At 64.2% G+C, this 24,913-nt stretch carries 23 protein-coding genes; 11 read left to right on the forward strand and 12 right to left on the reverse strand.

Annotation, left to right across the window (positions count from 1 at the left end):
• Positions 1-55: 55 nt before the first annotated feature.
• Complete coding sequence (locus SGR02S_RS00975; RefSeq protein WP_067105154.1) at positions 56-817, forward strand: SDR family NAD(P)-dependent oxidoreductase; 762 nt, start codon at positions 56-58, stop codon at positions 815-817.
• A gap of 4 nt (positions 818-821) precedes the next feature.
• On the opposite strand, the gene SGR02S_RS00980 is transcribed toward SGR02S_RS00975, so the two are convergent.
• The 4 genes from SGR02S_RS00980 to SGR02S_RS00995 all read right to left on the reverse strand — a co-directional run bounded on the left by SGR02S_RS00980 (position 822) and on the right by SGR02S_RS00995 (position 6,038).
• On the reverse strand, positions 822-1,688 hold the full coding sequence (locus SGR02S_RS00980) for an SMP-30/gluconolactonase/LRE family protein (RefSeq protein ID WP_067105155.1): 867 nt from the start codon (positions 1,686-1,688) through the stop codon (positions 822-824).
• A 93-nt stretch (positions 1,689-1,781) separates the two neighbouring features.
• Positions 1,782-2,621 carry an IclR family transcriptional regulator gene (locus tag SGR02S_RS00985; protein WP_255211354.1) on the reverse strand — a complete coding sequence of 280 codons (840 nt, stop codon included), beginning with the start codon at positions 2,619-2,621 and terminating at the stop codon, positions 1,782-1,784.
• Between the two features lie 213 nt (positions 2,622-2,834).
• The gene (locus SGR02S_RS00990) at positions 2,835-3,284 is read right to left on the reverse strand and encodes a nuclear transport factor 2 family protein (RefSeq protein ID WP_067105157.1); all 450 of its coding nucleotides are present in this window, start codon (positions 3,282-3,284) and stop codon (positions 2,835-2,837) included.
• Positions 3,285-3,365: 81 nt separating this feature from the next.
• Entirely contained in the window at positions 3,366-6,038 is a 2,673-nt protein-coding gene (locus tag SGR02S_RS00995; protein ID WP_218000077.1) for a TonB-dependent receptor, read from the reverse strand.
• Between the two features lie 342 nt (positions 6,039-6,380).
• Here SGR02S_RS00995 and SGR02S_RS01000 point away from each other — a divergent pair, with 342 nt between their 5' ends.
• Positions 6,381-6,725, forward strand: a complete 345-nt coding sequence (locus SGR02S_RS01000; protein ID WP_067105241.1) for a carboxymuconolactone decarboxylase family protein — start codon at positions 6,381-6,383, stop codon at positions 6,723-6,725.
• Positions 6,726-6,789: 64 nt separating this feature from the next.
• On the opposite strand, the gene SGR02S_RS01005 is transcribed toward SGR02S_RS01000, so the two are convergent.
• The 5 genes from SGR02S_RS01005 to SGR02S_RS01025 all read right to left on the reverse strand — a co-directional run bounded on the left by SGR02S_RS01005 (position 6,790) and on the right by SGR02S_RS01025 (position 11,295).
• Complete coding sequence (locus SGR02S_RS01005) at positions 6,790-7,350, reverse strand: hypothetical protein (RefSeq protein WP_156482906.1); 561 nt, start codon at positions 7,348-7,350, stop codon at positions 6,790-6,792.
• The gene (locus SGR02S_RS01010) at positions 7,344-8,093 is read right to left on the reverse strand and encodes an SDR family NAD(P)-dependent oxidoreductase (protein WP_255211355.1); all 750 of its coding nucleotides are present in this window, start codon (positions 8,091-8,093) and stop codon (positions 7,344-7,346) included. Before SGR02S_RS01010 ends, SGR02S_RS01005 begins: the two co-directional genes overlap by 7 nt.
• Positions 8,080-8,859: an amidohydrolase family protein gene (locus SGR02S_RS01015; protein ID WP_169799605.1), complete on the reverse strand. Its 780-nt coding sequence runs from the start codon at positions 8,857-8,859 to the stop codon at positions 8,080-8,082. Before SGR02S_RS01015 ends, SGR02S_RS01010 begins: the two co-directional genes overlap by 14 nt.
• 82 nt (positions 8,860-8,941) lie before the next feature.
• The gene (locus SGR02S_RS01020; RefSeq protein ID WP_067105161.1) at positions 8,942-10,036 is read right to left on the reverse strand and encodes an NADH:flavin oxidoreductase; all 1,095 of its coding nucleotides are present in this window, start codon (positions 10,034-10,036) and stop codon (positions 8,942-8,944) included.
• A 14-nt stretch (positions 10,037-10,050) separates the two neighbouring features.
• Positions 10,051-11,295, reverse strand: coding sequence for a spinster family MFS transporter (locus tag SGR02S_RS01025; protein ID WP_234002561.1), 1,245 nt, complete (start codon positions 11,293-11,295; stop codon positions 10,051-10,053).
• A 250-nt stretch (positions 11,296-11,545) separates the two neighbouring features.
• On the opposite strand from SGR02S_RS01025, the gene SGR02S_RS01030 reads away from it, so the two are divergent.
• From SGR02S_RS01030 to SGR02S_RS01045, 4 genes are all read left to right on the forward strand, one after another.
• Positions 11,546-12,079 carry a DUF3237 domain-containing protein gene (locus SGR02S_RS01030; RefSeq protein WP_156482908.1) on the forward strand — a complete coding sequence of 178 codons (534 nt, stop codon included), beginning with the start codon at positions 11,546-11,548 and terminating at the stop codon, positions 12,077-12,079.
• 73 nt (positions 12,080-12,152) lie between these two features.
• A complete protein-coding gene (locus tag SGR02S_RS01035) occupies positions 12,153-13,091 on the forward strand; it encodes an SDR family NAD(P)-dependent oxidoreductase (protein WP_067105164.1) in 939 nt (312 codons plus the stop codon).
• Between the two features lie 15 nt (positions 13,092-13,106).
• Positions 13,107-13,556 carry a nuclear transport factor 2 family protein gene (locus tag SGR02S_RS01040; RefSeq protein ID WP_067105165.1) on the forward strand — a complete coding sequence of 150 codons (450 nt, stop codon included), beginning with the start codon at positions 13,107-13,109 and terminating at the stop codon, positions 13,554-13,556.
• 78 nt (positions 13,557-13,634) lie between these two features.
• A complete protein-coding gene (locus tag SGR02S_RS01045) occupies positions 13,635-14,672 on the forward strand; it encodes a YeiH family protein (protein ID WP_255211356.1) in 1,038 nt (345 codons plus the stop codon).
• 33 nt (positions 14,673-14,705) lie between these two features.
• Here SGR02S_RS01045 and SGR02S_RS01050 read toward each other — a convergent pair whose 3' ends face one another.
• Positions 14,706-15,311 carry a glutathione S-transferase family protein gene (locus SGR02S_RS01050; RefSeq protein ID WP_067105166.1) on the reverse strand — a complete coding sequence of 202 codons (606 nt, stop codon included), beginning with the start codon at positions 15,309-15,311 and terminating at the stop codon, positions 14,706-14,708.
• A gap of 164 nt (positions 15,312-15,475) precedes the next feature.
• On the opposite strand from SGR02S_RS01050, the gene SGR02S_RS01055 reads away from it, so the two are divergent.
• Positions 15,476-16,060, forward strand: a complete 585-nt coding sequence (locus SGR02S_RS01055; RefSeq protein WP_067105167.1) for a cysteine dioxygenase family protein — start codon at positions 15,476-15,478, stop codon at positions 16,058-16,060.
• Positions 16,060-17,631, forward strand: a complete 1,572-nt coding sequence (locus SGR02S_RS01060) for a rhodanese-like domain-containing protein (RefSeq protein WP_067105168.1) — start codon at positions 16,060-16,062, stop codon at positions 17,629-17,631. The genes SGR02S_RS01055 and SGR02S_RS01060 overlap by 1 nt, the downstream gene beginning before the upstream one ends.
• A 48-nt stretch (positions 17,632-17,679) precedes the next feature.
• On the opposite strand, the gene SGR02S_RS01065 is transcribed toward SGR02S_RS01060, so the two are convergent.
• Both SGR02S_RS01065 and SGR02S_RS01070 read right to left on the reverse strand, forming a co-directional pair.
• Complete coding sequence (locus tag SGR02S_RS01065) at positions 17,680-18,795, reverse strand: acyl-CoA dehydrogenase family protein (protein WP_067105169.1); 1,116 nt, start codon at positions 18,793-18,795, stop codon at positions 17,680-17,682.
• Positions 18,796-18,808: 13 nt separating this feature from the next.
• A complete protein-coding gene (locus SGR02S_RS01070) occupies positions 18,809-19,987 on the reverse strand; it encodes an acyl-CoA dehydrogenase family protein (protein WP_067105170.1) in 1,179 nt (392 codons plus the stop codon).
• 181 nt (positions 19,988-20,168) lie between these two features.
• On the opposite strand from SGR02S_RS01070, the gene SGR02S_RS01075 reads away from it, so the two are divergent.
• The 3 genes from SGR02S_RS01075 to SGR02S_RS01085 all read left to right on the forward strand — a co-directional run bounded on the left by SGR02S_RS01075 (position 20,169) and on the right by SGR02S_RS01085 (position 24,872).
• Positions 20,169-21,818 (forward strand): long-chain fatty acid--CoA ligase, encoded by a 1,650-nt coding sequence (locus tag SGR02S_RS01075; RefSeq protein WP_067105171.1) that lies wholly within the window; start codon positions 20,169-20,171, stop codon positions 21,816-21,818.
• 260 nt (positions 21,819-22,078) lie between these two features.
• Positions 22,079-23,248, forward strand: coding sequence for a thiolase family protein (locus SGR02S_RS01080; RefSeq protein WP_067105172.1), 1,170 nt, complete (start codon positions 22,079-22,081; stop codon positions 23,246-23,248).
• Positions 23,249-23,300: 52 nt separating this feature from the next.
• Positions 23,301-24,872 (forward strand): AMP-binding protein, encoded by a 1,572-nt coding sequence (locus SGR02S_RS01085; protein ID WP_169799606.1) that lies wholly within the window; start codon positions 23,301-23,303, stop codon positions 24,870-24,872.
• Positions 24,873-24,913: the final 41 nt, after the last annotated feature.

Genomic DNA, 24,913 nt, shown 5'->3' on the forward strand with positions numbered 1-24,913 from the left:
ACGGGGCAGCCGCATCGACGGCATCGACCGGCCCCTTCCACATCCAGGATCGATCATGGCAAACGAACTCGATGGACGCATCGCGCTAGTGACCGGCGCATCGCGAGGGCTGGGCCGGGACATCGCCGCGCGGCTCGCGGCGGCAGGGGCCGCGGTCGCGCTCATCGACCGCAAGGCGCGTTGGTCCGAGGATTTTGCACAGGAGATCGAATCAACGGGCGGACGGGCGATCGCCCTCGGCTGCGACGTCTCGGATCGCGAGGCGCTCCACGCGGCCTTCGATGCCGCGGTCGAGGCGCTCGGCGGCCTCGACGTGGTCGTCAACAATGCCATGTGGACCCGCTATGCACCGGTGGAGGAGATCGAGAAGGAGAGCCTCGATCGGATGCTCGGGGTCGGGATCGCCGGAATCGTCTGGGGAACGCAGGCGGCGGCGAGATACATGCGGCCACGCGGCGGCGGAGCCATCGTCAATATCGCCTCGGTTTCGGCACGGATGGGCCTGCCCAACGCCATGGTCTATTGCGGGATCAAGGCAGCGGTAGAGGGGATGACGCGTTCGGCCGCCATCGAACTCGCGCCTGCGGGCATCCGCGTCAACGCGGTCGCTCCCTCGACGATCGCCACCGAAGGCGTGCGCGCGATGCTCGACGAAGCGGCCTTCGCCGCGCGCGTGGCCAGCACGCCGCTGGGCCGCCTGGGCGAAACCATCGATATTGCCGAGGCCGTTCTCTTCTTCGCCGACAGCACGCGGTCGGGCTTCGTCACCGGGCAATCGCTGCTCGTCGACGGCGGCATCTCGATCGCGCTGCGGTGATCGCTCAGCGATAGACGCCTTCGACCAGCCCGGTGACGCCCAGCCCGCGAATGACCGTGATCCGGCCCGCATCGGGATGGTCCGCGACAAGCCGGTGCCCCGAATTGGCGATGCTCGTCAGATAGAGCGTATCGAGACCCGGACCGCCGAACGCGGGACAGGAGGGATAAGGAAGCGGCAGCGGGATCGAACGCAGCAATTGGCCCTCGGGCGAATAGCAGGCAACCGCCTGCGCCAGCACCAGCGCGACCCAGATATGTCCTTCACTGTCCACCGTCGCGCCGTCAGGCGGGGATCCCTGGTCGCGGCAATCGACCAGATCGGCTCGCGGCCCGATCGTTCCGCTGTCCCCGGAATAATCGTAGCGCCTCAATATTCCGTCCATGCTGTCGGCGAAATAGAGCGTGTCGCCATCGGGCGAGAAACAGATGGCATTGCCGATGGTGACGCCGTCTTCGAGCCGTTCGCACCCGCCGTCGGCGTCGAGCCGGAACAGGCCGCCGGCACGGACATTGGCCCCGGTGCACATCGACGCAGAGAGAAAGCGTCCGCACCGATCCGCCTTGCCATCGTTGAGCCGCGTCGCGGGTGCCATCTCGGGCTGGGCAATCGGCACCAGCTTCGCGCCATCGGGATCGAACCGATAGAAGCCGTCCGCCAGTGCGACGAGCAGCCCCTCCTTGGCGAGCCCGATGCTGCCGATCGGCTGATTCAGCACCCAATGCTCCGCATTCTGCCCTTCGGCATCGCATGCATGGAGCGTCGGGCCGGTCGAATCGACCCACCACAGCCGTTCCGAACGATGGTCCCACAATGGGCTTTCACCCAGACCGGCAACCCCGACCGGCAGCAAATCGATTTCCACGGGCATCGGCACTTCCTCTCTGCCCGCACGATAGACGGCGGCCGGATGCGCGCCCTGCAGACGAGGTCTCCAGCGCAGTTTATCGCGACTGTGATGGCGTCATTCGGCGGCGATGGCCAATTCGTCGAGGCAATCGTCCAGGTCGGGGGCCGGACGATCCTCCTGCGGATAGCGCAGACGAAACTCCGTGATCGTGTTCCGCATGATTTCCACCAGTTCGGCGCGCCGCGGAGACAGGCGCTCGGTCGTCCCGCCGATACCGATGACGAGCGGTATTCCGTGCAGGGTCTCCCCGAGCGGCATGGCGATCGAACCGATGCCGGGCACCGGATGATCCGGCCAATAGCAATAGCCCGTATGCCGTATCCAGCGGATATGCTGCATCACGTCGGGCAAGGAGATCCTCTGGCCCGGATTCAGCTCGTAATAGTTGGAATAGCGATAGATTTTGTCGATTTCGCGGTCGCGCATCTGGCTCATCAGCGCCATCCCCGAGGAGGCATCGAGCATCAACCGCATCTCCCCGGTATTGGGGGGCCGCTTGTGCGGATGGTCGGGAACCCGCATCATCATATATTGGATGAACAGGTCGTTCTGCGTGACGAGGACCACCGTCTCGTCGGTAAGCCGAAAAAGCTCGTCGATCAGCCAATGATAACCATTCGCCAGGGCAATGTGGCTGAATATCCAGCTTCCGAGAGACGCGACCTGCAAGGTGGGAAGATAGGTGCGCGTGGCCCGATTGTAATTCAGATATCCCTCGATCACCATGCTCTTGAGCAGATTCGTGGTGCTCGACTGAGGATAGCCGAGCGCCGAGTAAATCTCGTTGAGCCGTAACGGCGTGCGACGATCACGGAACAGCTCCAGCACTTCGAACGTGCGGGAAGCCGATTTGACGGGCCTGCGTTTCATCTCTCCACCCAACTGCTGCGGCATAATGCCGATCAGTCATTTGTCGCCTCGAGGCGATCTCTGCGATGCCCATGAAGGATGAATGGCAGACAGACTCCACCCAAACCGCCATGTCTGCCAAGCATATCACATATGTGATTCCGCTGAAAGCGCGATGCGACGAGACGGGCCCGGGCTCCCCGGGACCCATCCGGGCTGTCGCGGCGGACTGCTGCCGTGGCGGCGAGCCAAGCCTTTTCAGGCAGGCGGCGCGGATTTCTTGTCGATGAGCTTTCGCATCGTCCGCCGCACGATCCGCCACCCCTCCGGCCGCAATTCAAACCGGTCGCGATATTCCGTGACCATTTCCGTTCCCCGCAGCGGCACGGGCAGCGCGCCGTCGCCCCACGGCCCATCGACGATCAACGCGATGCAATAGCCTTCCGCTTCGGTCGGACCCGTGACAGTCACGAGCGGGTTCTGGAGGAGGTGCAGGTTGAAGACCTTCTTCTGACGCGATTCGAAGTAGGACCGAATGGCATCATGCCCGGCCAGGGTCCGCGGCGTGTCGTTCACGAGTTCCCAAATGGCATCGGCCGAAAAGACCGAAAGGAACAGGTCCGCATCCCGTGTATCGAGCCCGACGCAATAGCGGGTCATCAATTTCCGGCACGCCGCTTCGATGAGCAGTTCGTCTTCGCTCCGCATGACAGTCGCTTTCCCTGATAGAACGGCAATGTTCGAACGGACGGCGGCATCGCAAGGGTGCCGCCGTCCGGCCGGCCCCCTTTAAAAAGCCTTGGAAATCGAGATGGCGTAGATGCGCGGCTCGCGCAGGAACGCACGCGCGGTCAGGCCGATCGAATCATCGTTATAGAGGTAATCGGTCGTCGCACGATTGTTCGTCACATTCTTCACGTAGAATTCGACGTCCAGCATCATCTCCTCCTGCGTGAACTTGAGGCTGAGATTGAGATTTTCCCAGGCCGGCAGATAATCCACCGCGGCGTTATAGGGCCGGGCGAAAGAGCTCCCCTGGCGATAATAGTCGCCGCGCAAGGTGGTCGACCAGCTGTCGCTCAGGTTCCAGCGATATTCGGCGCCGAAGGAAACGGTCCAATCCGGCGCGTTGGGCAGCTTGTTTCCGGCAAGATTGGCCGGTGCCCCTTGCGTGGGAACCAGTCCCATCGACGCATAGGTCCCGCCGCAGATGTTGAACATGGAATTCGGATTGCCCGAAATTCCAGCCACTTCCGGCGCCCCGTTGCTCCGCTGCACGATCGCGACGAAGTCCGCGAGCGCCGCCTTCGGCACGACGCACACCGAAGCCGAGCCGTTCTTCACGATGGCGAGATCGGCGTCGCCCTGGGTGCGATCGAACAGATCGAGCGAGGTGCCGTTCTTGATCTTCGAGTCCAGAAGACCGCCGGTGAAATTAAGGCGGAGACCATCGAGCGGCCGCGCAACCGCTTCCAGTTCCAGTCCCATCACCCGTGCGTCGACATTCTCGGTCACATTGACCCGATTGACGAACTTGGAAATCTGATAGTCCTTGTAGTCGTAATAGAAGGCCGACGCATTCAGCGACAGCGCGCCGTTCAGAAGCGTGTTCTTCGTTCCGATCTCCAAGGCATTGACATATTCCGGTGCGAAGGTCGCCCCGACGTCGGGCGTCACGGGGTTGAGGCCGCCGCCCTTGTATCCGCGCGACGCGAACGCATAGACGAGGGTCGAGTCCGTCCAGCTCAATTCGGGCTTCCAGTCGATCCCGATACGTCCCGTGAATGCTTCGAAGCTGGCCTTGAGGGCGGCCGGCACGCCGGCCGGATAGCCCGACCCGGGCGTAAGAAGCCGTGCCGGAATATTGTCGAGCCGCTTGTCGTCCTTCGTATACCGTGCGCCGGCCGTGAGCTTCACCGTATCGGAAAGCTCGAAATAGAGTTCTCCGAAACCGGCGTAGGAATGCAGCCGGTAGGGCTGATAGCTCAGGAAATAATTATGCCCCTGACCCATCAGGCTCGAGTCCGGATCGATATAGATGCAGCTGTTGTCGCCGATGGCACAGGAAGCACCACCGTTCGCGACATTGGCGAAGGCGGTCAGCGTGTGCGAATAATTGCCGGCGGCCTGAACCAGCCGGTAGTCCAGATAGTTTCCGCCGATGCTGAAGTTGAAAGGACCGGAAAAGGACGAAGCCACCCGCAATTCGTGGAAATGCTGCTTGCTCGTCCGATCGTTCGAGTTGAGGTACATCAGCCTGTCATAGGCGCCCAACTGCGGATCGTTCACGATTCCGCCGGGATAAAGGGCGGTCGAATTGAATGCGATCTCCGGGTACACCAAAAGCGCATCCTGCCGCGAAGCGGTCCTGCCGGTCTGATACGACCCCAGATATTCGACGCGGATGCTGTCCGTCGCGTCCCAGGTCAGGCCGCCTTGATAGATGTCCTGCTGCGCCACATAGGCCGGCGTGACCGGCGTGGCGACCTGGTCGAAGCCCGGGATCTGCGTCTGGCCGGCAAATACGTCACCCGAAGCAAGGCCGGCCCGATAGGCGGCAAGGCCGAAGAATGTAGCCAGCGAATTGGGAAGCGCCGTCGCCTTCCCCGGCGTCAGCACCTCATTCGCGCAGCCCTGGCTCAGCAACCCCCTCACAATGGGATTGGTGATGTCCACGCCGCCGAGCGAAGCCGGGCCGGGGTCCGCGGCGCACACGCCCTTGCCCGTGGTGAGCCGGTCGTCGTCCTCGCGAAAGCGCTGCCAGGTGAAATAGCCGCTGAGGCGATCCGTCGGCGTGAAGCCCAGCGTCGCGCGGAACGAATACATGCTGCGGCCGTCGATCGTGTCGCCGTTCATCAGATTGCGGACATAGCCGTTCCGGTCGAACATGCTGGTCGCCAGCCGCAGGCTCAAAACATCCTGGGCAAGCGGAATATTGACCATGCCCCGGAACTTGCGGCCGCCATGGTTGGTGAATTCGGCGTTCAGCGACGCCTCGAAGTCATCGGTCGGGCGCGCCGGAATGACATTGATCACGCCGCCCGTCGCATTCCGGCCGTATAGCGTGCCTTGCGGTCCGCGCAGCACTTCGAGCCGCTGGACGTCGTACAGGTCCATCTGGAAGAGGCGGTTGTCCGTGACCGGCGCACCGGCGAAATGGACCCCGGTCGCCGAATCGCTCGATCCGGAGAACGCCTTCGTCCCGATGCCGCGGATGGTGACATTGTCCCCGCGCTGCCCCTGCGCGAAGGTCATGTTGGGCACGCCCGTCTGGATGTCGAGACCGCCCTCGATCTTCTGGGCTTTCAATGTCTCGGTGCCGAATGCCGACACGGCAATCGGCACATTCTGCAGGCTTTCCTCGCGCCGCTGTGCCGTGACGACGATGTCGCCGGCACCGACGGTTTCCGCGGAGGCGTTCGCGTCTTCCGCCGCCTGATACCCGAAAGCAGGACCGGCCACCATGATGGTGGCGGCCGAGGCGCTCGATAGACAAATCTTCCTGATAGAAATATTCATTTACAACTCTCCCACAGACCTTATTCCATTTGAAATTAATTGTGATCTATTCATAAGAAAGAAATAAAATTAGTTCCTATATTTCATTCTCGAAAAACGATATTTTATAGGAGAAACATACAATCGGCGCCCCCGTCTGTCGCCATCGCGCGGGAACATTCGTCCGTTATTCAAGATGTGATTATCCGTCACCTTTCGGCGCGACGCTTCGCGACGTCATCGATGATCGACAAAAGACCCGTGACGGCCGGATGGCATCTCAGCGGCCAATCGACGGAGGATGGAATGATCGACTGGAAAGAGTATCGCGAAGCGCTGATGGGCCGGATCGGCGAGCTCGGCGCCTTGTCGCCGGACACTGTCGGCGGCTACATGATGGCGAGCGGCGCCGGTGCTAAAACCGATTGCCTCGACGCAAAGACCCGGGAACTGATTGCCTTGGCCGTGGCCGTCACGACCCGTTGCGATGGCTGCATCGCGGTCCATTCGGACAAGGCGGTAAAGGCGGGGGCCGGCAAGGGAGAAATTGCCGAAGCTCTCGGCGTCGCGGTCGCGCTGAACGCGGGCGCTGCGCTCGTTTATTCCGCCCGCGCGCTCGATGCCGTTTCGGCGGCGGAATCCGCTTCCTGACCGGTTTTGCGGCAGGCCGGGCGCTCATGCCCGGCCTGCCCGCGCGCAAGCGCATTACCGCTTGTCAGCGATGGTCGACGTAGCGGCTGTCGAGATGCGCGGCGCCGTCGATGAACAGCCGCAACCCGCACAGCGTTTCCGAACCGGCCACGGCCGATGCAAGGCGCGCCGCGTCGTCGAACATGCCCGGGCTTCTCCGGGCGGGCTCGATCGGCAGGATGAGCATGTTGCACCGCACGGGCGGATGCATTCGTCCGAGCGAGCGCCCGAGCTGGATCATCGAACCTGCCGCCGCCGCCTGGGGCGCACTTTCCGGTTTTCCCAGAAAAGCATCCGTTCCGACGAGCAGGAGACTGCCCGAAGGCCCGGCCAGCCTACGCGCCATGCCGACCATCCGCTCGAGACGAATCGTAGGCGCCAGACAGAGCCGCTCGAAATTCTCGTCGGAAAGATCGAGAAAGCGAATGCTCCGCGCCTCGTCGACGGCATCGATCATGACGAGGTCGAACGGCCCATGGCCGGTCTCGACGAAATCGTGAATGTCCGTCAGCCGCCCGGCAATCGCCTCCGCGACGCCGGACCCGTTTCCGATCACTTTCAGGGAAAGAGAGCGCGCTCCTACCACAGGTCGATGCCCAGGCTGGTGCCTTCGTCGACGAGAAGCATCTGGCCCCGCGCCCGTCGCCCTTCGGGAGAGGCGAGATAGCGAACCGCGGCGGCGATGACAGCGGGCGGCATGGGGCCATCGGAATAGATGCGGGCGAGATGCGCGCGCTGTTCGTCGGACAGCGCGCTCTGCATCGTCGTGTCGATCGCACCCGGTCCGACGGCGTTGACGCTGATCCCGCGGCGACGGAATTCCAAGGCCATCGACCGAGTCAGGCCGACCACCGCACCCTTGGTCATGCCGTAATGAGGGACATTGGGACTCACCAGATAGGAGGCGGAAGCAATATTGACGATGGCGCCCCCACTCCCCATCCGCCGCACGGCTTCCTGCGATGCGATGAATATCCCGAGCAGGTTGACGCGCAGCACATCTCGAAACTCGACTTCGGAAATGGTCCCGATCGCACACCGCTTTCCGGCGATCCCGGCATTGTTCACAAGGAGGTCGAGCGTTCCAATCCGATCGAGCACTGCTGCCACCGCGCACCGATCGGTGACGTCCATGACCTCGGTCGACAGGGGCGCGGAGCCGGGCGAAGAACGGGCCAACGCATCGAGGGCGTCACTGTCGCGATCCGCGGCGACAACATGCCACCCGTCCTCCACAAGCCCCTCGGCAATCGCCCGGCCTATCCCGCGGCCAGCCCCCGTGACGAGAGCCAGACCCGCGCGAGACGCCGCTGGTTCACCCTTCTTCAATGCCGAGAATCCGGGCGGCGTTGGCATAGGTGAACCTGTGCCAGGCCTCATCGCTCCAGTCCCATCGTGCCCGGATCTTTTCCATCGCGTTCAGCGACGCAAAGGGAAAGGCGCTCGCATAGATGATCTGATCCGACAATTGCCCGTTGGCCGCGATCCACATCGCGTCGCATCCCGGATTGGTCCAATAGATCGACGGTTCGAGAAAGACATTGGGCCGCCGAAATGCCAGGCCGAGCCAATCGAGAACCTGCGGCCATACTGCATGCGAATAGACGAATTTAACCATCGGGAAATCCGCGGTCGGCTCATCGAACAGATAGGGATCGCCGAAACGGCCAACCAGCGGCCCCACGGTCGTGACGACCGGAATGCCGAGTTCGGCCGCCTTTTCATACAGTGGATAGAGTTGCCTGTCGTTGGGAAGGATACGCGCGGTGAAGGGGTCGATCGAGATTCCCTTCATGCCAAGGTCCCGCACGGCTCTTTCGATTTCCGCGACCGCCCGATCGCCGGACGAGACGTCGATGCCCGCAAAACCGATGAGCACGTCCGGATACCGCTTCACGCAGTCGGCGATATAGTCGTTGCTCGTCCCGAACGCGACGCCCTGATCCGACACGACCTGCCGTCCGGTGACCACCGCCCGCGTCACGCCGACACCCCGCAGATCGGCCATGAAGTCGGCGAGTTCGACCTTGGGAGGCGGAGGGCAGCCCCAGCGCTTCCACAGGAACTCACGCCCCGGCTGATCGTAGAGCGACATGATTTCCCTGGTATTCGGCCGCGCCCGAAAATCGATCAAACCCATGATATCCTTCTCCCTTTGAATGAGTACGCCCGGACGCTCAGGCGAGCGTCCGTTCCGCGTCCTTTGAATAGGTGACCAGATTCTCGAACCGGCCGGCGCGCACCTTGCGCGGCCAGAGCGGATCGGCCAGAAGCGCCCGGCCGATAGCGACCAGGTCGAATTCGCTGCGAGCCAGCATGCCATTCAGCGCTTCCAGCCGGCTTTCATCGATCGCGGTATCGACCCCGGTCCTGCTGACCAGAAATTCCTGGTTCAGCCCGACGGAGCCCACGGTGATCACCGTCACGCCCGTCAGCTTCTTGGTCCATCCGGCTAGGTTGAGCGCTTCACCTTCGAATTCCGGTTCCCAGAAGCGCCGCGACGAGCAATGGAAGATGGTCACGCCGGCATCGACCATGCGCGTCAGAAATGCGGAAAGATCAGCGGGGTTTGCAAAGATCCGGGCATCGTAATCCTGCTGCTTCCACTGCGAGAAACGCAGGCCGATCGGGAAGCCAGGCCCCACCCTCCGCCGGCACTCGGCCACGATCGCTTCGGCGAGCAGATAGCGGTCGGCGCCATGGGCATCCGCGCGCAGATTCACCTCTGGCCAGAAGAACTGGTCGACGAGATAGCCATGGGCAAAGTGGAGCTCGATGCCGTCGCAGCCCAACCGCTTCGCATCCTCTGCCCCCTGGCCATAAGCCGCCACAAGCCGTTCGATGTCCGCATCGGTCATGGCGCGTCCCACCGCCTGTCCGGGAGCAAACAAGCCGGAAGGCGAAATGGCCTCCACTTCGGGATTGGCGCTCAGTTCGGACTGCCGCGCCGCCCCGGTGTGCCAGAGCTGCGGGAAGAATGCGCTGCCGGCAGCGTGGACCGCATCGACGATCCGCTGCCACCCGTCGAGCGGTTCTTCTCCATGGAATTGCGGGATTCGAGGGTTTGTAACCGCGGCGGGCTCGTCGATCGCCGCCCCCTCCGAAATGATGAGCCCCGCTCCGCCCTCCGCCCGCCGGCGATAATATTGCACCACATCGTCGCCGGGCACACCATCGGGGCTGAAACATCGCGTCATGGGGGCCATGACGACCCTGTTGGGCAGATCGAGTCCGGGCGAACGGAAGGGTTCAAAAAGATGGTCGGGAATCATGCAAAAGCCTCGGTTCAATCAAGTTCAAGTTCTTGGACGATGGTTCGGCGGGCCAGCCAGAAGCCTATCCCGGCAACCAGATTCGCGGGCGCGGTCAGGAGGAGCGCCCAGCGCAATCCTTCCGCACTCCCGAGCGATGCCGCGAAGAGGTCGGAGAATATGCCGATGAGCAGCGGCCCAAGTCCGAGGCCCGTCAGCGTCAGGATGAAAAGCAGGATCGCCGCCGCCGTCGCGCGCGTTCCGGGCGAAACCAGCGTCTGCACTGCCGCGAAGGACGGGCCGAATATCAGGCTCGACAGAAAGACGGGAAGGATCAGAAGGCCGGCGGCGGTCGTGAAACCGGGCGCCAGCATCACCAGGACGAAGGCCGGAGACGCCAGTATGAGAGCGATGGCCGGGACGGAACAATAGCTGCGCAGATCGTTCCGGGCGAGACGGTCGGTGATCAATCCACCGGTGATGACGCCGGCCACGCCGCTAAGCCCCTTTACCAGGCCAAGGCTGAGGCCGACCAGCACCAGCGGTCCGGTGCCGGCCGGGGCCAGCGCCGCGATTTCCTCCCCGTGGACGCGGAGAAAGAAGGAGCTCCAGAACGCGCCCTGGCCATAGGTTGCGACGGATGTTGCAGCGCCTGCAAAGCATATCCACCAGAACGTGCGCTTGGACCGCAATTCGATCCACGCATCCCTGATCCCCGCCTTCGGCCCGGCCTTGAGCGAACGAAGGTCCCGCGGTTCCTTGACCGTCGCCATCAGAACGGCGGCGAGAAGAATGCCGGGAACCGCCGCGACGAAGAAAGCCATTCGCCAGCCGAACGCATCGGCGACGATCGCGCCGAGACCGAGGCCCAGCAATGTGCCGACCGGACTGCCCAACGAAAAATAGGCGAGGGCGGAGGCGCGATTCTGGGGCGTCGTGAAATCGGCGATCAGCGAATGAGAGGGAGGCCCGCCCCCCGCTTCACCGCATCCGACGCCGATGCGCGCGAGCAGCAACTGAACGAACGAGCCGGCAAGGCCGCACAACGCGGTGAAGGCGCTCCACGCGAGCAGCGAAACCCCGATGATGACCGGTCGGTTGGAGCGATCGGCCAGTCGCGCGATCGGCAATCCCAATACCGAATAGAAGAGTGCGAAACTCAGCCCGGTCAGCATTCCCAGTTGCCAGTCGGCGAGTTGCAGGTCCTGCTTGATGGGCTCGACCAGAATGTTGATGATCTGGCGGTCCAGGAAATTGAGCGTCGAGACGACCAGCAGCAATGTCAGAATATAGCGGCGGTAGGACGGCGAAACATTCGCGGCCCCACCTTCGCCGCCCTGTCCCTCGGCGGTGCCCGTTTCACGAGTCATGGTCGCTCCTCTGCCATCTCAGCCATGCCTCTGGTGGGAAGGCTTGCGGACATCGTGGCGCAAATCGGTCGGCAAGTCGTAGTCCAAATCGCCTTGCGCCCCAATTTTACGAATGTGATTTTGGGACCGGCGCCGGCGCGCGATTTGGAGCCTGCCGGGGTTGCTGCTCTACAAGCCGGAATGTCTGCGGCATGGCCGCCCTGAAATCGAGTGGAGGATGAAGATGGCCGGAATCGAAACCCTTTCCTGGGAACCGCTGTTCGCGATGCGGCTGGATGTCGCCTATGACCGGGCTCAGCCCGTGGGTGGTGAGAACAAGCGGGGCATCTTCCCTGTCGTCGGCGGCACCTTCGAAGGGCCCAGAATGCGAGGCCGCGTCCTCGACGGGGGTGCCGACTGGGTATCCTGGCGCAGCGACGGAACGATGCTGATCGACGTGCGCACCGCCCTGGAGACCGACGATGGCGCGCTGATCTCGATGCAATATACCGGGCTGTCGACACCGACCTCGCCGGAAGCCGCCGCGCGCTTCGCCCGCCGCGAACCCGGCCCTTATGAAGACCTCTATCTGCACACGACGCCGCGGTTCGAAACCGCGCATGAAAAATATGAATGGCTGAACCGCGTGATCACCGTATCGAACGGTATGCGCACCGACGACGGCCCGCTGTATCACGTCTTCGCCATCAAATGAGCCCGGCGGCGCACGGCGCTGCCACATTTTTCCGGTCCGTCCGCAGGCGGCCGAAGCAGAGAGGACATCGACCATGGAACAAGTGGAGGGGAAGGTCGCCTTCATCACCGGCGGCGCCAGCGGCATCGGCTTCGGCATGGCGCAGGCCTTCGGCGAAGCGGGAATGAAGCTGGTCATCGCCGACGTCCATGCCGAGCGGCGGGAGACGGCGGTCGGCGCCTTGTCGGAAAGTGGTTTCGCCTGTCATGGCGTCGACCTCGACGTGCGCTCTGCGGCGTCATGGAAAGCCGCGGCCGACGATGCCGAAGCCCGGTTCGGGGCAGTCGACATCCTCTGCAACAATGCCGGCGTCGGGCAGGGACGACGGACCGACGGAACGCGCCTGCTGCTGGAAGCAACCGACGAAGAGCTTTTCCGGCTTGTCTTCGACATCAACGTCATGGGGCCGTTTCTGGGCGTCCGCACGATGGTTCCGCGCATCGTCGCACGCGGGGCGGCGGGACATATCGTTAATACGGGATCGATGGCGGGACTGATCGCCCCGCCCGGCCTCGCGACCTACAGTGCCTCCAAATATGCGGTGACGGCGCTGTCCGAATCGCTGCGTGCAGAGCTTGCGGCTCGCAATATCGGCGTTTCGCTTCTATGTCCCGGCGGCGTCCAGAGCAGCCTCGACACCACGTCCGCCGAGCGCCGCAACGAGCAATTGGGCTCCGGCTTCGATCGAGAGGCAGGTTTTCTGTCGAACCGGCCGATCAACCCGGAGATGATGGAGCCGGTCTCGGTCGGTCGTCGCGTTCTGCGCGCCATTCGCGACAATGATTTCTACATCTTCTCGCATCCCGAATATGCCGGCCTCATCGAAGAACGCTATGCGGCGATAAGGCACGACATCGGGTCGTCGGCCCAGGACGGGTACGTCGACCCCGACTGGCTGCTCGCCGCTTCGCGCAACCCCGCCTATTCCGAGGATGGCCGCGGCGACGCGACTGCTGGTCTTTCTGCCCGCTAGAAGGTCGATTCACCGATGAACGAACTCGACAAGATGCTCATCGAGCGCGAGTGCCATAGGCTGATGGTCGATTATAATATCTATAACGACACACTCGACATCGAGGCATTCCTGACGCTGTGGACCGAGGATTGCGTCTTTTCGCGCGTGGTGCCCGAACCCGTATTCGAAGTGTCCGGCCATGCCGGTCTGCGCGCGGCGATGGATCAGATCATCGTCCACTCCGACAGGCTGCGCCGGCATCTCCTCGTCAATCCCAGGATCACCGTCCATGGCCCCGACGATGCGGAAGGTTTCTGCATCGGCCTCGCGATCTATGGCCCGGCGGGCGACCGTTCGCTTCCGGTTGCCATGGGGGGCGTCGAGCTTGTCGGCGAATATCGCGACCAATATCGACGCACATCCGAAGGATGGAAGATCGCGCGTCGGGAATTGACGCGCGTGATCGATCTGGACGCACGCTAGCGCCGCCGGTCCCCGCCGGCCGGCATGTCCCTTTCATCCGTTCAGGGCTTGCCATCGCCGCGGGCCACAGGAGATTCCATGGCCGGATCCTCGCCCTATCCCATGGCATGCGACCTTTACGGCGACATCATCGACCGCCCCGATCACACGTGGCGAAGCCTGTTGCCTGGGCTCGTCGTCGTCTGCATGGCGACGCTCGCGGCCGGATTCATCGCCGACCGTTATGCCATGCCGCTGACGCTGACGGCGTTGCTGACCGGCCTCGCGCTGAACTTCCTGTCCGCCGACGAGCGGCTCGACGCGGGGCTGGCCTTCGCATCGCAATATCTGCTCCGCGCCGGCATCGTCCTCGTCGGGCTCAAGATCACTTTCGGCCAGATCGCCGACCTGGGCCCAAGCGTTCTGATCGCGACGATGATCGTGATGGCGTTGGTGATGCTGGTCGCCGTAGGGATCAGCCGCCTGCTCGGCTTTGGCAACAGCTTCGGGGTCCTCGCCGGGGGCGCGGTCGGAATCTGCGGCGCATCGGCGGCGATGGCGATCGCATCCACCCTTGGCGAACGGCGGATCAGCCAGGCGCAGCTCACACTGGTGCTGGTGGGGGTGTCGGGCATGAGCGCCATCGCGATGATCGCCTATCCCATCCTGCTGCACAAACTTTCGTTCAGCGACATCGACGCCGGTTTCGTGCTCGGCGCCGCCATCCACGACGTCTCGCAAGCGATCGGAGCGGGCTATTCCTTCTCCGACGCGGCCGGACAGACGGCGGCGATCGTCAAATTGACGAGAGTGACGTTGCTCGCTCCGGTGCTGGCGATCATCGCCCTCTGTTTCCGGACGGAGGAGACCGGCCGGCGGCATCCCGGCGTCCCGCTTTTCGTGGTGGGCTTTTTCGTCATGGCCGGGATCAACTCGCTGGGAATCGTCCCCGGGTTCGTGGGAGCGCAGGCCGATCGTCTGGCCGCGGCCCTGCTGGCGGCGGCCGTGACGGCAACGGCGGTTCGCTCTCCGCTCCGGCAGTTGACCGGGGGCGGCGGCAGGCAACTGGTCATCGTCGGTGCTGCGACGCTGACGGCCTTGGCGGCCACACTCGTCGCAGTCCGTCTGGGAGTCTGACCGGCGCCGCCGGTCGCGCCCCCTCCCTCTTTATCAGCGATCGAGGGCGCGCCGCACGGCTGCGCGGTCCATCAGGCGCTCATAATGTGCGCCGCAATTGCGCGGCAATCGGCCGTCCAGCCGATTGACCATCCACCATTCGGCATAGAAGAGCGCCGCGTCGGCGATCGAGAATGATCCGGCGACGAACGGCCGATCTTCCAGCGCCCCGTCGAACAGGTCGAAACCCGAACGAAAAATCTCGAGCCCCCTCTCTTTCACTTGTTCGGCTTGATCCCGATCCGGACAGAAATTCTCGGGCCGGACGATCCGCGAGAAGCCCTGCATATGCATGGTCGAAACGACATATTCGACGGCTTCGAGAACACGAGCCAGACCCAGAGGATCGGCAGGCAGCAGTTGCCGTTCCGGTTTCAGGGCCGCGAGATAGGAAGCGATGGCCGGCCATTCGGTGATGAGCTGACCGTCGTCGCGGATCAGCGCGGGCACCTTGCCCTTCGGATTGATCGCCAGGAATTCCGGCGTTCGCTGCTCACCGCCGGGCAGATCGACATAACGAACCTCGCAATCGATCCCCAATTCCTCGATCAGCACGAGGATTCCGAGCGAACAGCTTCCTTTTGCGTGATGAAGAATCATGACCCTATTTTCCTTTTCGATGAATTTCGCGCAGGCACACCGCCGGATCAGCCCCGGCGCTGCAACGGAACTTGCCCGTCTGCGATCCAAATCACGCATGAAATAAGCCGGCCGCGCGGCCGCGCGGCGGGCATTGGCATTTCCGCTGCGCTATCGGTCGATGGATGAACGCGGCCCTTCCCATCGCGCGCTGGAACCGATTCATCGCCCGATTCACCGAGGCGGTCGACGGGTGGAATCGGCGGCCCGATCTCGATCGGGGCGCCAGCCTCTTGTCCGACCTTGTGGCGCGTGACGATTGGCTGCCGGCGCCCTTCGCGCTCCCCGATTCACGAAGCTACCGGCAATATCTGCTGCATCTCGATCCACGGGCGCGCTTCAGCGTCGTCAGTTTCGTTTGGGCGGCCGGCCAGTCGACGCCGATCCACGATCATTGCACATGGGGGCTCGTGGGCATGCTTCGCGGGCGGGAAGCCTCACAAGGCTTCCATCGACGGCAGGGATCGCTCGTTGCCGGCGACACGCAGATACTGCATCCGGGAGACGTCGCGGTTCTCGACCCCGAAACCGGTGATATTCACAGGGTCAGCAATGCCGCGGAAACCGCATCGGTCAGCATCCATGTGTATGGCGGCGACATCGGCCGCATCGAACGCCACATCTACACCATCGACGGGCAGCGACGGAGCTTCGTCTCGGACTATTCCACGACGCACGTTCCCGACGACTGGCCGGGGAGCCTGCCGTAATGAAATTCACGACGCCCGAAGCGATCCGTCTCGCACTGCTGTCGCGCCGGGAGATCGCTTTGTTCGACCTTCGCGGAGAGGCAGCGTTCGCGACCGGCCATCCCCTGTTCGCCGCCAACCTGCCTCTGGGCCATCTCGAACAGCGCATCCTCCTCCTCGTGCCGCGCAAGGAAACACCGGTCGTCGTCTATGATGACGGCGAAGGATATGCGGTCCCGGCTTTCGATCGTCTGACGGCGATCGGCTATACCGATGTTTCGGTCATGGAGGGCGAGCTCGCCGCATGGAAGGGCGCCGGCTATGAATTGTTCGAAGATGTCAATTCGGCCAGCAAGGCCTTCGGGGAACTGGTCGAGGCCCGCCGCCATACCCCGTCGGTCTCCCCGCAGGACGCTAGCGCCCTGATCGAGAGCGACGCGGACCTCGTCGTTCTGGATGTGCGCCGCTTCGACGAATATCAGCGGATGAGCATTCCGCATGGAATCAGCGTTCCGGGTGCCGAACTCGTGCTGCGCGCGCGGACGATCGCGCCCGACCCGGCAACGACGATCATCGTCAATTGCGCGGGCCGCACGCGCGGCCTGATCGGGACGCAGTCGCTGATCAACGCAGGGTTGCCGAACAGGGTGATGGCGCTTCGCAACGGCACGATCGGATGGACGCTGGCGGGGCAGGAACTGGATCGCGGTCGGACCGAAAGTTTCCCCGACGTCGGCAAGAAGGAGCGCGAAGATGCCCGGTCGGCGGCACGAGCCGTGTCCTACCGCGCCGGGGTGAAGCGCCTGTCCCCCCAGCAGCTCGAAGCGCTGAAGGACGATCGGTCGCGAACGCTCTATCTGTTCGACGTGCGAACCGCGGAGGAATATCGGAAAGGCCATATCGACGGGTTCGTCAACATCGCCGGCGGGCAGCTAGTGCAGGAGACCGACATGTATGCGCCGGTGCGCGGCGCCCGCATCGTCCTGGCCGACGACATCGGCCCGCGCGCCGACATGTCCGCCTCTTGGCTCGCGCAGATGGGCTGGGATGCCTATGTGCTCGAAGGCGGCTTTGACGGCGAATTGGCGACCGGCGAATATGAAGCCCCACGCCCGCCCGCGCCCGAAGCACCGGCGATCACCGCGGCCGAACTGCACGACATGGCTGGCGATGCCGCGTGCGGTGTCGTCGATGTATCGCTCAGCACATCCTATTCGGAAGGGCATATTCCCGACGCCATGTTCGCGATGCGCAGTCGCCTGCCCGATGCGGTTGCGGTTCTCGACAGGTTCGGACGGATCGTCGTGACAAGCGAAGACGGCTATACGGCGCGCTTCGCGGCCATCGAATTGCAGCCGCTGGTGAATGCCGAGGTCCTCGCCCTCGACGGCGGCAATGGGGCCTGGCGCAGCCAGGGGCTGGCATGGGTCGCCGGAGCCGGTCAACGGCTTACCGCGGCAGACGATCGCTATCGACGACCCTATGAAGGCACCGACAATCCGGTCGAAGCGATGCAGGCCTATCTCGATTGGGAATTCGGGCTGGTGGCCCAGCTGGAGCGCGACGGCACGCACGGCTTCTTCGTCATCTGAACATGCGACTGCCGGGCCGATCCCGGCTGCCCGCCAGAATCGCCGCGCCTACCGGAACGAGGCGTCGGCGAAGCGGGCCTTGTGGAAGGATGCATCTCCGAAGGCCAGTTCCAGCATCATCTGGCGTCGCAGGTGATGGCTGACCACCAGTTCCTCGCTCGTTCCGACACCCCCGTGCAGCTGGACGGCCTGCTGGGTGACGGCGATGCCGCACTGGGCCACGCGGACCTTTGCCGCCGCCACCAGCGCCGCATCCGATGCCGTTTGCGTATATTGGGCCGTGGCGACCATCGTCAGGGCGCGCGCCTCCTCGCAGGCGAGGCTCATGTCGACCAGCTTGTGCTGCACCGCCTGGAATGTTCCGATCGGCGCGCCGAACTGCTGGCGCGTCCGGACATAGTCCAGCGTCGCCGCAAGAGAGGCTTCCATCGAACCGACCGATTCCGCCAGCACGGCGAGAATGGCGCGATCCATCGCCAGATCGATCCGATCGGCCGCCTCCCCCATTTTTCCAACCGGGGTGGCGGAGACTTCGCGGAGCACGAGCGAGGCATGCCGATGCCCGTCGACCGACCGGAATCGCCGGACGTCCAGTCCGTCCGCATCGCAGGGCACGAGAAAGAGGCCGATGCCGTCCCGGCTGCCGGCGCTTCCCGACGTGCGCGCCGAAACGAGAAACCAGTCGGCGTCGGCCCCATCCTCGACATGGATCTTCGTGCCGGACAAACGAACGCCGCCACCGTTGGCGAGCGCTTCGGTGCGGATCGAGGCGGGGTCGAACCCGCTATCCTCGATCAACGCGGCGGCGATGCGGATCGCACCGGCGCCGAGTTGTTCGAGCAATACCGCGCAATGTTCGCCGCCGCCGCGCATCAGCGCCGGCGCAAGGACACAATGGCTGGCATAGGCATCGGTCATCAGGTGCCGGCCGATGCCTTCCATGATCGCCATGACCTCGACCGGCCCGCCGCCCAGTCCGCCCTCGCTCTCGGAAATCGGCAGCGCCAGCCATCCGAGTTCGGCCATCTTCGCCCAGCGGCGGCGACCGCCCGCGGGGCCTTCGGCCAGGCGCTTCAGGCGGTCGGCGGCATTCCATTCCTCTTCGCCGAAACGCTCGACGCTGTCGCGCAGCATCTGCTGCTCGTCATTATAGGCGAACTGCATCGGCCCCTCCCCTTCAAAGCCCGAGCGCGCGGCGCGCGATGATGTTGCGCTGAATCTCGCTCGACCCACCATAGATGGTCGTGACACGCGAGAAGAGCGCGCCCTGAAGCGCCAGCGGCATGTCGTCGGACAGGCCGCCGCCATCGAGCGGTTCGAAATGCTGCGCTTGCGGTCCCAGCGCTTCGATCCACAGGGTCATCGCCTGCTGTAGCAACTCGGACCAGCGCAGCTTGACCATCGATCCACGCGGTCCCGAATCCGCACCCGCCGCCGCATCGGCCATCAGGCGCAAGACCATGGATTGCACTCCCAGCGCCTCGATCTCCACCTGCGCCAGCTTCGCACGAAAGCCGGGCTGTTCGATCAGCGGGCCCGTGGATGTCCGTCGCCGCGCGGCCGCGGCGCGCACGGCGCGCAGCGTCTGCGGCAGGAACATCGCGGTCGCAGCGGCGACCATCCGCTCGCGGTCGAGCAGAACCTTGCCGTAATTCCAGCCCATGCCCTCCTCGCCGACCAGGTTCGCGGCCGGAATGCGGACATCGTCGAGGAACACCTCGTTCGTGTGATGCTTTTCGTCGAGCGTACGGATCGGGCTGACTCGGATGCCGGGGGTATCCATGTCGACGAGCAGCAGCGAAATGCCCTGCTGCCGCCGCGTCTCGCTGGAGGTGCGCGCCAGCACGAACATGCGGGTCGAGACATGGGCATAGCTCGTCCACATCTTGTGGCCGTTCAGGATATAGGTATCGCCATCGCGTACCGCCCGCGTGCGCAGTGCCGCCAGATCCGATCCCGCGCCCGGCTCCGAATAACCCTGACACCACCAATCCTCGCCGCTGATGATGCGCGGCAGATAGAAATCCTTCTGCGCCTGGCTGCCATAGGTGAAAATGATCGGCCCGATCAGTTCGAGCCCCTGGTGATATTGCGAAGGTGCATCGGCCGCCGAAGCTTCCGACCAGAATATGTGGAGCTGCTGCGGCGTCCAGCCGGTGCCGCCATATTCGGTCGGCCAGGTGGGCGCCCCCCAGCCGCGGTCGGCCAGGCAGCGTTGATAGGCGGTCAATGTTTCGGGCGGCAGCCGCAGTCCGGCGCGCACCGTCGTTTTCCATGCGTCGGGAATGGTGTTCGCGAAAAAGGCGCGGACCTCCCGTTGGAATTCCCGGTCTTCGGGGGTCAGGGCCAGATTCATCGGGCATCTCCCATCCTGCTTGGGGTGCCCATAGCCACGGCCGCCGCCGCCTGGCTCGCGGTCCGGCGACGACGGCGCCAATTTCGCAAATGTGATTGTCGGGGCACGCATCATGCCCTGCTTCGCTTGCGCGCCGGGGCACGCGATCAGGTCGCAGCCCAGCTTTGGAAGGAGAGAGACGATGCTCGGCGCAATGCAGACGCACCAGCTGACGACCGCGATGCTGATCCAGCATGCCGCGACCAATCATCCGCTCCGCGAGATCGTGTCGCGCGGCGAAGACGGAAGGCTGACCCGGTCGAACTGGCGAACCGTGGAAAGCCGCGCGCGCCGCGTCGCGGCGGCGTTGGCCGACCTGGGACTTCGTCCGGGAGACCGCGTCGCGACGCTGGCGTGGAATCGCCTGCCGCACCTCGAGCTCTATTACGGGGTCAGCGCGGCAGGCATGGTATTGCACACGGTCAATCCGCGCCTGTTTCCAGAACAGATCCGCTATATTCTCGACCATGGCGGGGCGCGCGTGCTCTGCGTCGATCCCGACCTGTTGCCACTGGTCGAACCGATGCTGGCCGACCTGCCGAAGATCGAACGGGTGATCGTCCTCGCGCCGCAGGCGACGATACCCGCAACGACGATCGCCGACCCCATTGCCTATGACAGCCTGATCGCCGAAACGCGCCCCATCGAGCGCTGGCCGGCCATCGACGAGAATTCGGCGAGCGCACTGTGCTACACCTCGGGGACGACGGGGAATCCGAAAGGCGTCCTCTACAGCCATCGATCGACGGTGCTGCATGCGATGAGCGCACTCGCGGCCGACTCCATGGCGCTCGCCGCTGCCGATTCGATCCTTGTCGTGACGCCGCTCTTTCACGTCAATGCGTGGGGGATTCCCTATTCCGCGGCGATGGCGGGCGCGAAGCTCGTCCTTCCCGGCTCGGCACTCGATCCCGTCTCGCTTCACGATCTGATGCGCGACGAGGGCGTCACCTTCTCGCTCGGCGTCCCGACGGTCTGGCTGGCCTTCCTCGATCATCTGCGCCGCGAGCGGTCGAGCGACGAGCGGGCGGCGCTCAGGCTCAACCGGGTATTCACCGGCGGCGCGGCGACACCCCGCACATTGATCGAACAATTCCGCACGCTTCTCGACGTCGAGACGATACAGGCGTGGGGTATGACCGAGACGAGCCCCGTCGCCACCGTCTGCCGTCCGCTGGCTCATCATGCCGGCCTGCCTCCGCATGCGCAGATCGACCTGCGCGCACTGCAGGGGCGCGCGGTGTTCGGCGTCGAACTGCGGATCGAGGACGAGGAAGGCCGCGAGCTGCCGCGAAACGGCGAGCTATCGGGTCTGCTCAAGGTGCGCGGCCCCTGGGTGCTCGACGCCTATCACGGTCAGGCGCCGGGAAGCGCCGTCGATGCCGACGGCTGGTTCGATACCGGCGACGTCGCCAGGATCGACGCCGATGGCTTCCTCCAGATCACCGATCGTGCCAAGGATGTCATCAAGTCGGGCGGCGAATGGATTTCATCCATCGACCTCGAAAATGCGGCCGTCGCGCATCCCAAGGTCGCCGAGGCGGCCGTGATAGGCGTCGCCCATCCCAGATGGCAGGAAAGGCCGCTGATGCTGATCCGGCTGCATCCCGGCGAAAGCGGCGACCGGGCGGAGATACTGGACCATCTCGCCGCGCATGTCGCGCGCTGGTGGCTTCCCGACGATATATTGTTCGTCGACGATCTGCCGCACACGGCAACGGGCAAGCTTCTCAAGACCGAATTGCGAGCGCGCCACGGCGATCATTTCGCCGATCGCCTCGGAGTCGGGTGATCCGGCCGTATCATCAGTTGCGTAAAAGGCAACGGTCGCCTCACAGCGGTTTCCAGTTACTGTTTAAATGGTATTGACCAATACCATATCCATGCATATTTTATAACATTCCAATCGTCGCACGACGCTTCGGGAATCGAGTCAGCGGAGGCGACGACCCTCGAACGGCACGATCCGCGGGCGGTTGGGAATATTGCAGTCAATAGAGCGCCGGGCCGGACCGTTGCCGTCTCCCGCGCTCCTCCAGAGGAAAATCCGCAATGGAAACTATCATCATCGGCACGGGGGCCAGTCGGTTCGGAATGTTCGTCGATACGCCGGCTCGAACGCTTGCGGCCGAAGCGGTGGCGGAGGCGCTCGCGGACGCGGGTCTGGAGGGCAAGGATGTCGGGCTCGTGCTGGTCGGCAACGCCGTGGGCGGTGTCGTGACCGGACAGGAGATGATCCGCTCGCAGACCATCTTGTCGCAGTCGCTGCTGGTCGGGCGACCGATGGCGGCGGTCGAGAATGCCTGCGCATCGAGTTCTTCGGCCTTCTATCTCGCGCATCTCGCGATCCAGTCGGGCATGCACGACGTGGTGGTGGTCGTGGGCGCCGAGAAGATGACTTCGACCGATCGGACCCTCGCGACGAAGGCGCTGGCAGCCGCAACCGACGTGTCGCTGCGACAGGAGACGGCCGGCGATGGCGGCAAGCCCCGCCCGGTCTTCATGGAAATCTATGCCGCCAACGCGCGAAACTACATGGCGCGCTCGGGGGCGACGGCGGAGGATTTTGCGGACGTCGTGGCAAAGAATACCCGGAACGGCAGCCTGAACCCGATCGCGCAGGTCAAGGTTCCGCTCTCACGCGAGGATGTCCTGAACGCGCGGGAGATCGTGGCACCGCTCACCCGTCCCATGTGCGCCGGCATCGGCGACGGCGCGGCGGCGATCGTCCTCTGCTCCTCCGGCTTCGCCAGGGCAAAGGGCAAGAAGGGCCCGAAAGTGCGGACGAGCCTGCTCGCGTCGGCCGAAATCGAGGACAATCACGAGATCGTCTCGCGGACCGCCGCCAAGGCGTTCGAGGCGGCGGGCATATCGCCCGAGGACGTCAGCCTGGTCGAGCTGCACGACGCCGCCGCGCCGGCCGAGATCATGGTGCCGGAGGAGCTGCTGCTGGTCGCGCAAGGGGACGGCCCGTCGCTCATCCGCAGCGGAGCGAGCCGGATCGACGGGCGATTGCCGATCAATCCCTCGGGAGGCCTGACTGCGCGTGGACACCCCGTCGGAGCCACGGGCGCCGCCCAGATCGTCGAACTGGCCAATCAGTTGCGCGGGCGATGCGGGCCGCGGCAGATCGCGAATCCCCGGATCGGCCTCGCCGAAAATGCCGGTGGCAGCATCTTCAATGGTGCGGCCGCGTGCATGATCACATTGCTGGAGGCCTGACCGGCTCTCCGCATTCGATGCCGAAGACATGCAGATGCGCGGGGGTTCCGGAATGACCGAACGAGTCATCAAGTCCGAAGAGGTCGTCGTCAGATCCCTGCTCGAACGCGGGGCAAGTCGCTCGCCCGACGAGATATTGGTGAGCTTCGAGGATGGCGGGACGCTGACCCGCGCCGAGGCGCTGGGGACGGCCTATGCCTTCGCGAACGAACTCAGCGCGCGGGGCATCCGCCGCGATGACCGCGTTCTGGTGATGTTGCCGAACGGCGCCGATTTCCTGCGCGTCTGGTGGGGGATCGCATGTCTGGGAGCGGTTATCGTCCCCGCGCACGTCGGCTTCCGCGGCGCGATGCTGCGGCATCTTCTGGAGCTGTCGGCGCCGGCGCTGATCGTCACGAATGCGAGCTTCGCGCCAGTATTCGATGAAGAAGACCTCTCGATCCCGATCGCGCTTGCAGAGGAGATGCACGGGGCCGACCGCACGCCGCCCCGGCTGGACCGGCCGATCGAATATTGGGACACGGCGATCTGCCTTTTGACGTCGGGAACGACCGGGCCGTCGAAGCTGGCAAGCTGCACCTATCTGCACGGTCTGCGCGGCGGCGCGAATTTCGTCGCGGACGGATCGCGGGGCAGCGAGGATTGCCTGCTCGTCGACATCCCCCTCTATCATGGCGCCGCCTTGCGCTTCGTCGTCGCCGCGCTGGGATGCGGGGTGCGCCTGCATGTGCGCTCGGCCCCTTCGCTCTCGACCTATTGGCAGGACAATGCCCGCGCCGGGGTCACGATGACCGCGCTGATCAGCAGCATGGTGCCGTTTCTGACGAAGCAGCCCCCGAGCCCGTCGGATCGCGATCACAAGGTGCGCATCGTCCTCGCCAGCCCGCCGCCCCGCGATCCGGAGGCGTTCAAGCAGCGCTTCGGCATTGCCGAAATCCGGACGGGCTATGGCTCGACCGAGGTCCCGGGTCCGCTCGCAAGCCATCCCGACGACGAACTGCGCGACGGCTATTGCGGGCGGCTCACCCCCGACTACGAATGCCGGCTCGTCGACGAAAACGACCTCGACGTTCCGGAAGGCACGCCGGGGGAACTGATCCTGCGGACGCGACAATCGTGGCAAATCATCTGCGAATATATCGGCAACAGCCCCGCAACCGCAAAGGCTTGGCGCAACGGCTGGTTCCATACCGGCGACGTGATGCGACGGGACGCGCTCGGCAGGTTCTTCTTCGTCGACCGCGTCAAGGATTCGCTTCGCCGTCGCGGGGAGAATATCTCGTCGGTGGAAGTCGAGAAGGCCGTGGCGCTCTTTCCGGGAGTCATCGAGGCCGCCTGCGTCGGGGCGGTGTCGGACGGCGGAGACGACGAGGTAAAGGTGTGGCTGGTCGTCGAAGATCCGGGCACGTTCGATCCCCACGCGTTCTTTCACTTCTGCGCGCATGGTCTGCCCTATTTCATGGTCCCCCGCTTCGCTGCGCTCACGGATGAATTTCCGAAAACGCCGAGCATGCGCATACGCAAGCATGAACTCAGAAACCGGCCCAACGGCGAGTTTCACTGGGATCGGGAGGAACTGGGCATTTCGGTCAGACGACCAGGCGCGTCGATTTCCGCCGGCTAAACAGCGGCGCAAAGTTGAGGCCGCCCGGCCGATCGCTCACG

Source organism: Sphingopyxis granuli NBRC 100800, assembly GCF_001591045.1.
Classification (GTDB): Bacteria; Pseudomonadota; Alphaproteobacteria; order Sphingomonadales; family Sphingomonadaceae; genus Sphingopyxis; species Sphingopyxis granuli.

Excerpts from the sequence above, each read along its gene's own strand:
- SGR02S_RS00975 (WP_067105154.1), top strand. The coding sequence starts at position 56 with ATGGCAAACGAACTCGATGGACGCATCGCGCTAGTGACCGGCGCATCG.
- SGR02S_RS00980 (WP_067105155.1), bottom strand. The coding sequence starts at position 1,688 with ATGCCCGTGGAAATCGATTTGCTGCCGGTCGGGGTTGCCGGTCTGGGT.
- SGR02S_RS00985 (WP_255211354.1), bottom strand. The coding sequence starts at position 2,621 with ATGCCGCAGCAGTTGGGTGGAGAGATGAAACGCAGGCCCGTCAAATCG.
- SGR02S_RS00990 (WP_067105157.1), bottom strand. The coding sequence starts at position 3,284 with ATGCGGAGCGAAGACGAACTGCTCATCGAAGCGGCGTGCCGGAAATTG.
- SGR02S_RS01000 (WP_067105241.1), top strand. The coding sequence starts at position 6,381 with ATGATCGACTGGAAAGAGTATCGCGAAGCGCTGATGGGCCGGATCGGC.
- SGR02S_RS01015 (WP_169799605.1), bottom strand. The coding sequence starts at position 8,859 with ATGTCGCTCTACGATCAGCCGGGGCGTGAGTTCCTGTGGAAGCGCTGG.
- SGR02S_RS01020 (WP_067105161.1), bottom strand. The coding sequence starts at position 10,036 with ATGATTCCCGACCATCTTTTTGAACCCTTCCGTTCGCCCGGACTCGAT.
- SGR02S_RS01035 (WP_067105164.1), top strand. The coding sequence starts at position 12,153 with ATGGAACAAGTGGAGGGGAAGGTCGCCTTCATCACCGGCGGCGCCAGC.
- SGR02S_RS01040 (WP_067105165.1), top strand. The coding sequence starts at position 13,107 with ATGAACGAACTCGACAAGATGCTCATCGAGCGCGAGTGCCATAGGCTG.
- SGR02S_RS01045 (WP_255211356.1), top strand. The coding sequence starts at position 13,635 with ATGGCCGGATCCTCGCCCTATCCCATGGCATGCGACCTTTACGGCGAC.
- SGR02S_RS01050 (WP_067105166.1), bottom strand. The coding sequence starts at position 15,311 with ATGATTCTTCATCACGCAAAAGGAAGCTGTTCGCTCGGAATCCTCGTG.
- SGR02S_RS01055 (WP_067105167.1), top strand. The coding sequence starts at position 15,476 with ATGAACGCGGCCCTTCCCATCGCGCGCTGGAACCGATTCATCGCCCGA.
- SGR02S_RS01060 (WP_067105168.1), top strand. The coding sequence starts at position 16,060 with ATGAAATTCACGACGCCCGAAGCGATCCGTCTCGCACTGCTGTCGCGC.
- SGR02S_RS01065 (WP_067105169.1), bottom strand. The coding sequence starts at position 18,795 with ATGCAGTTCGCCTATAATGACGAGCAGCAGATGCTGCGCGACAGCGTC.
- SGR02S_RS01070 (WP_067105170.1), bottom strand. The coding sequence starts at position 19,987 with ATGAATCTGGCCCTGACCCCCGAAGACCGGGAATTCCAACGGGAGGTC.
- SGR02S_RS01075 (WP_067105171.1), top strand. The coding sequence starts at position 20,169 with ATGCTCGGCGCAATGCAGACGCACCAGCTGACGACCGCGATGCTGATC.
- SGR02S_RS01080 (WP_067105172.1), top strand. The coding sequence starts at position 22,079 with ATGGAAACTATCATCATCGGCACGGGGGCCAGTCGGTTCGGAATGTTC.
- SGR02S_RS01085 (WP_169799606.1), top strand. The coding sequence starts at position 23,301 with ATGACCGAACGAGTCATCAAGTCCGAAGAGGTCGTCGTCAGATCCCTG.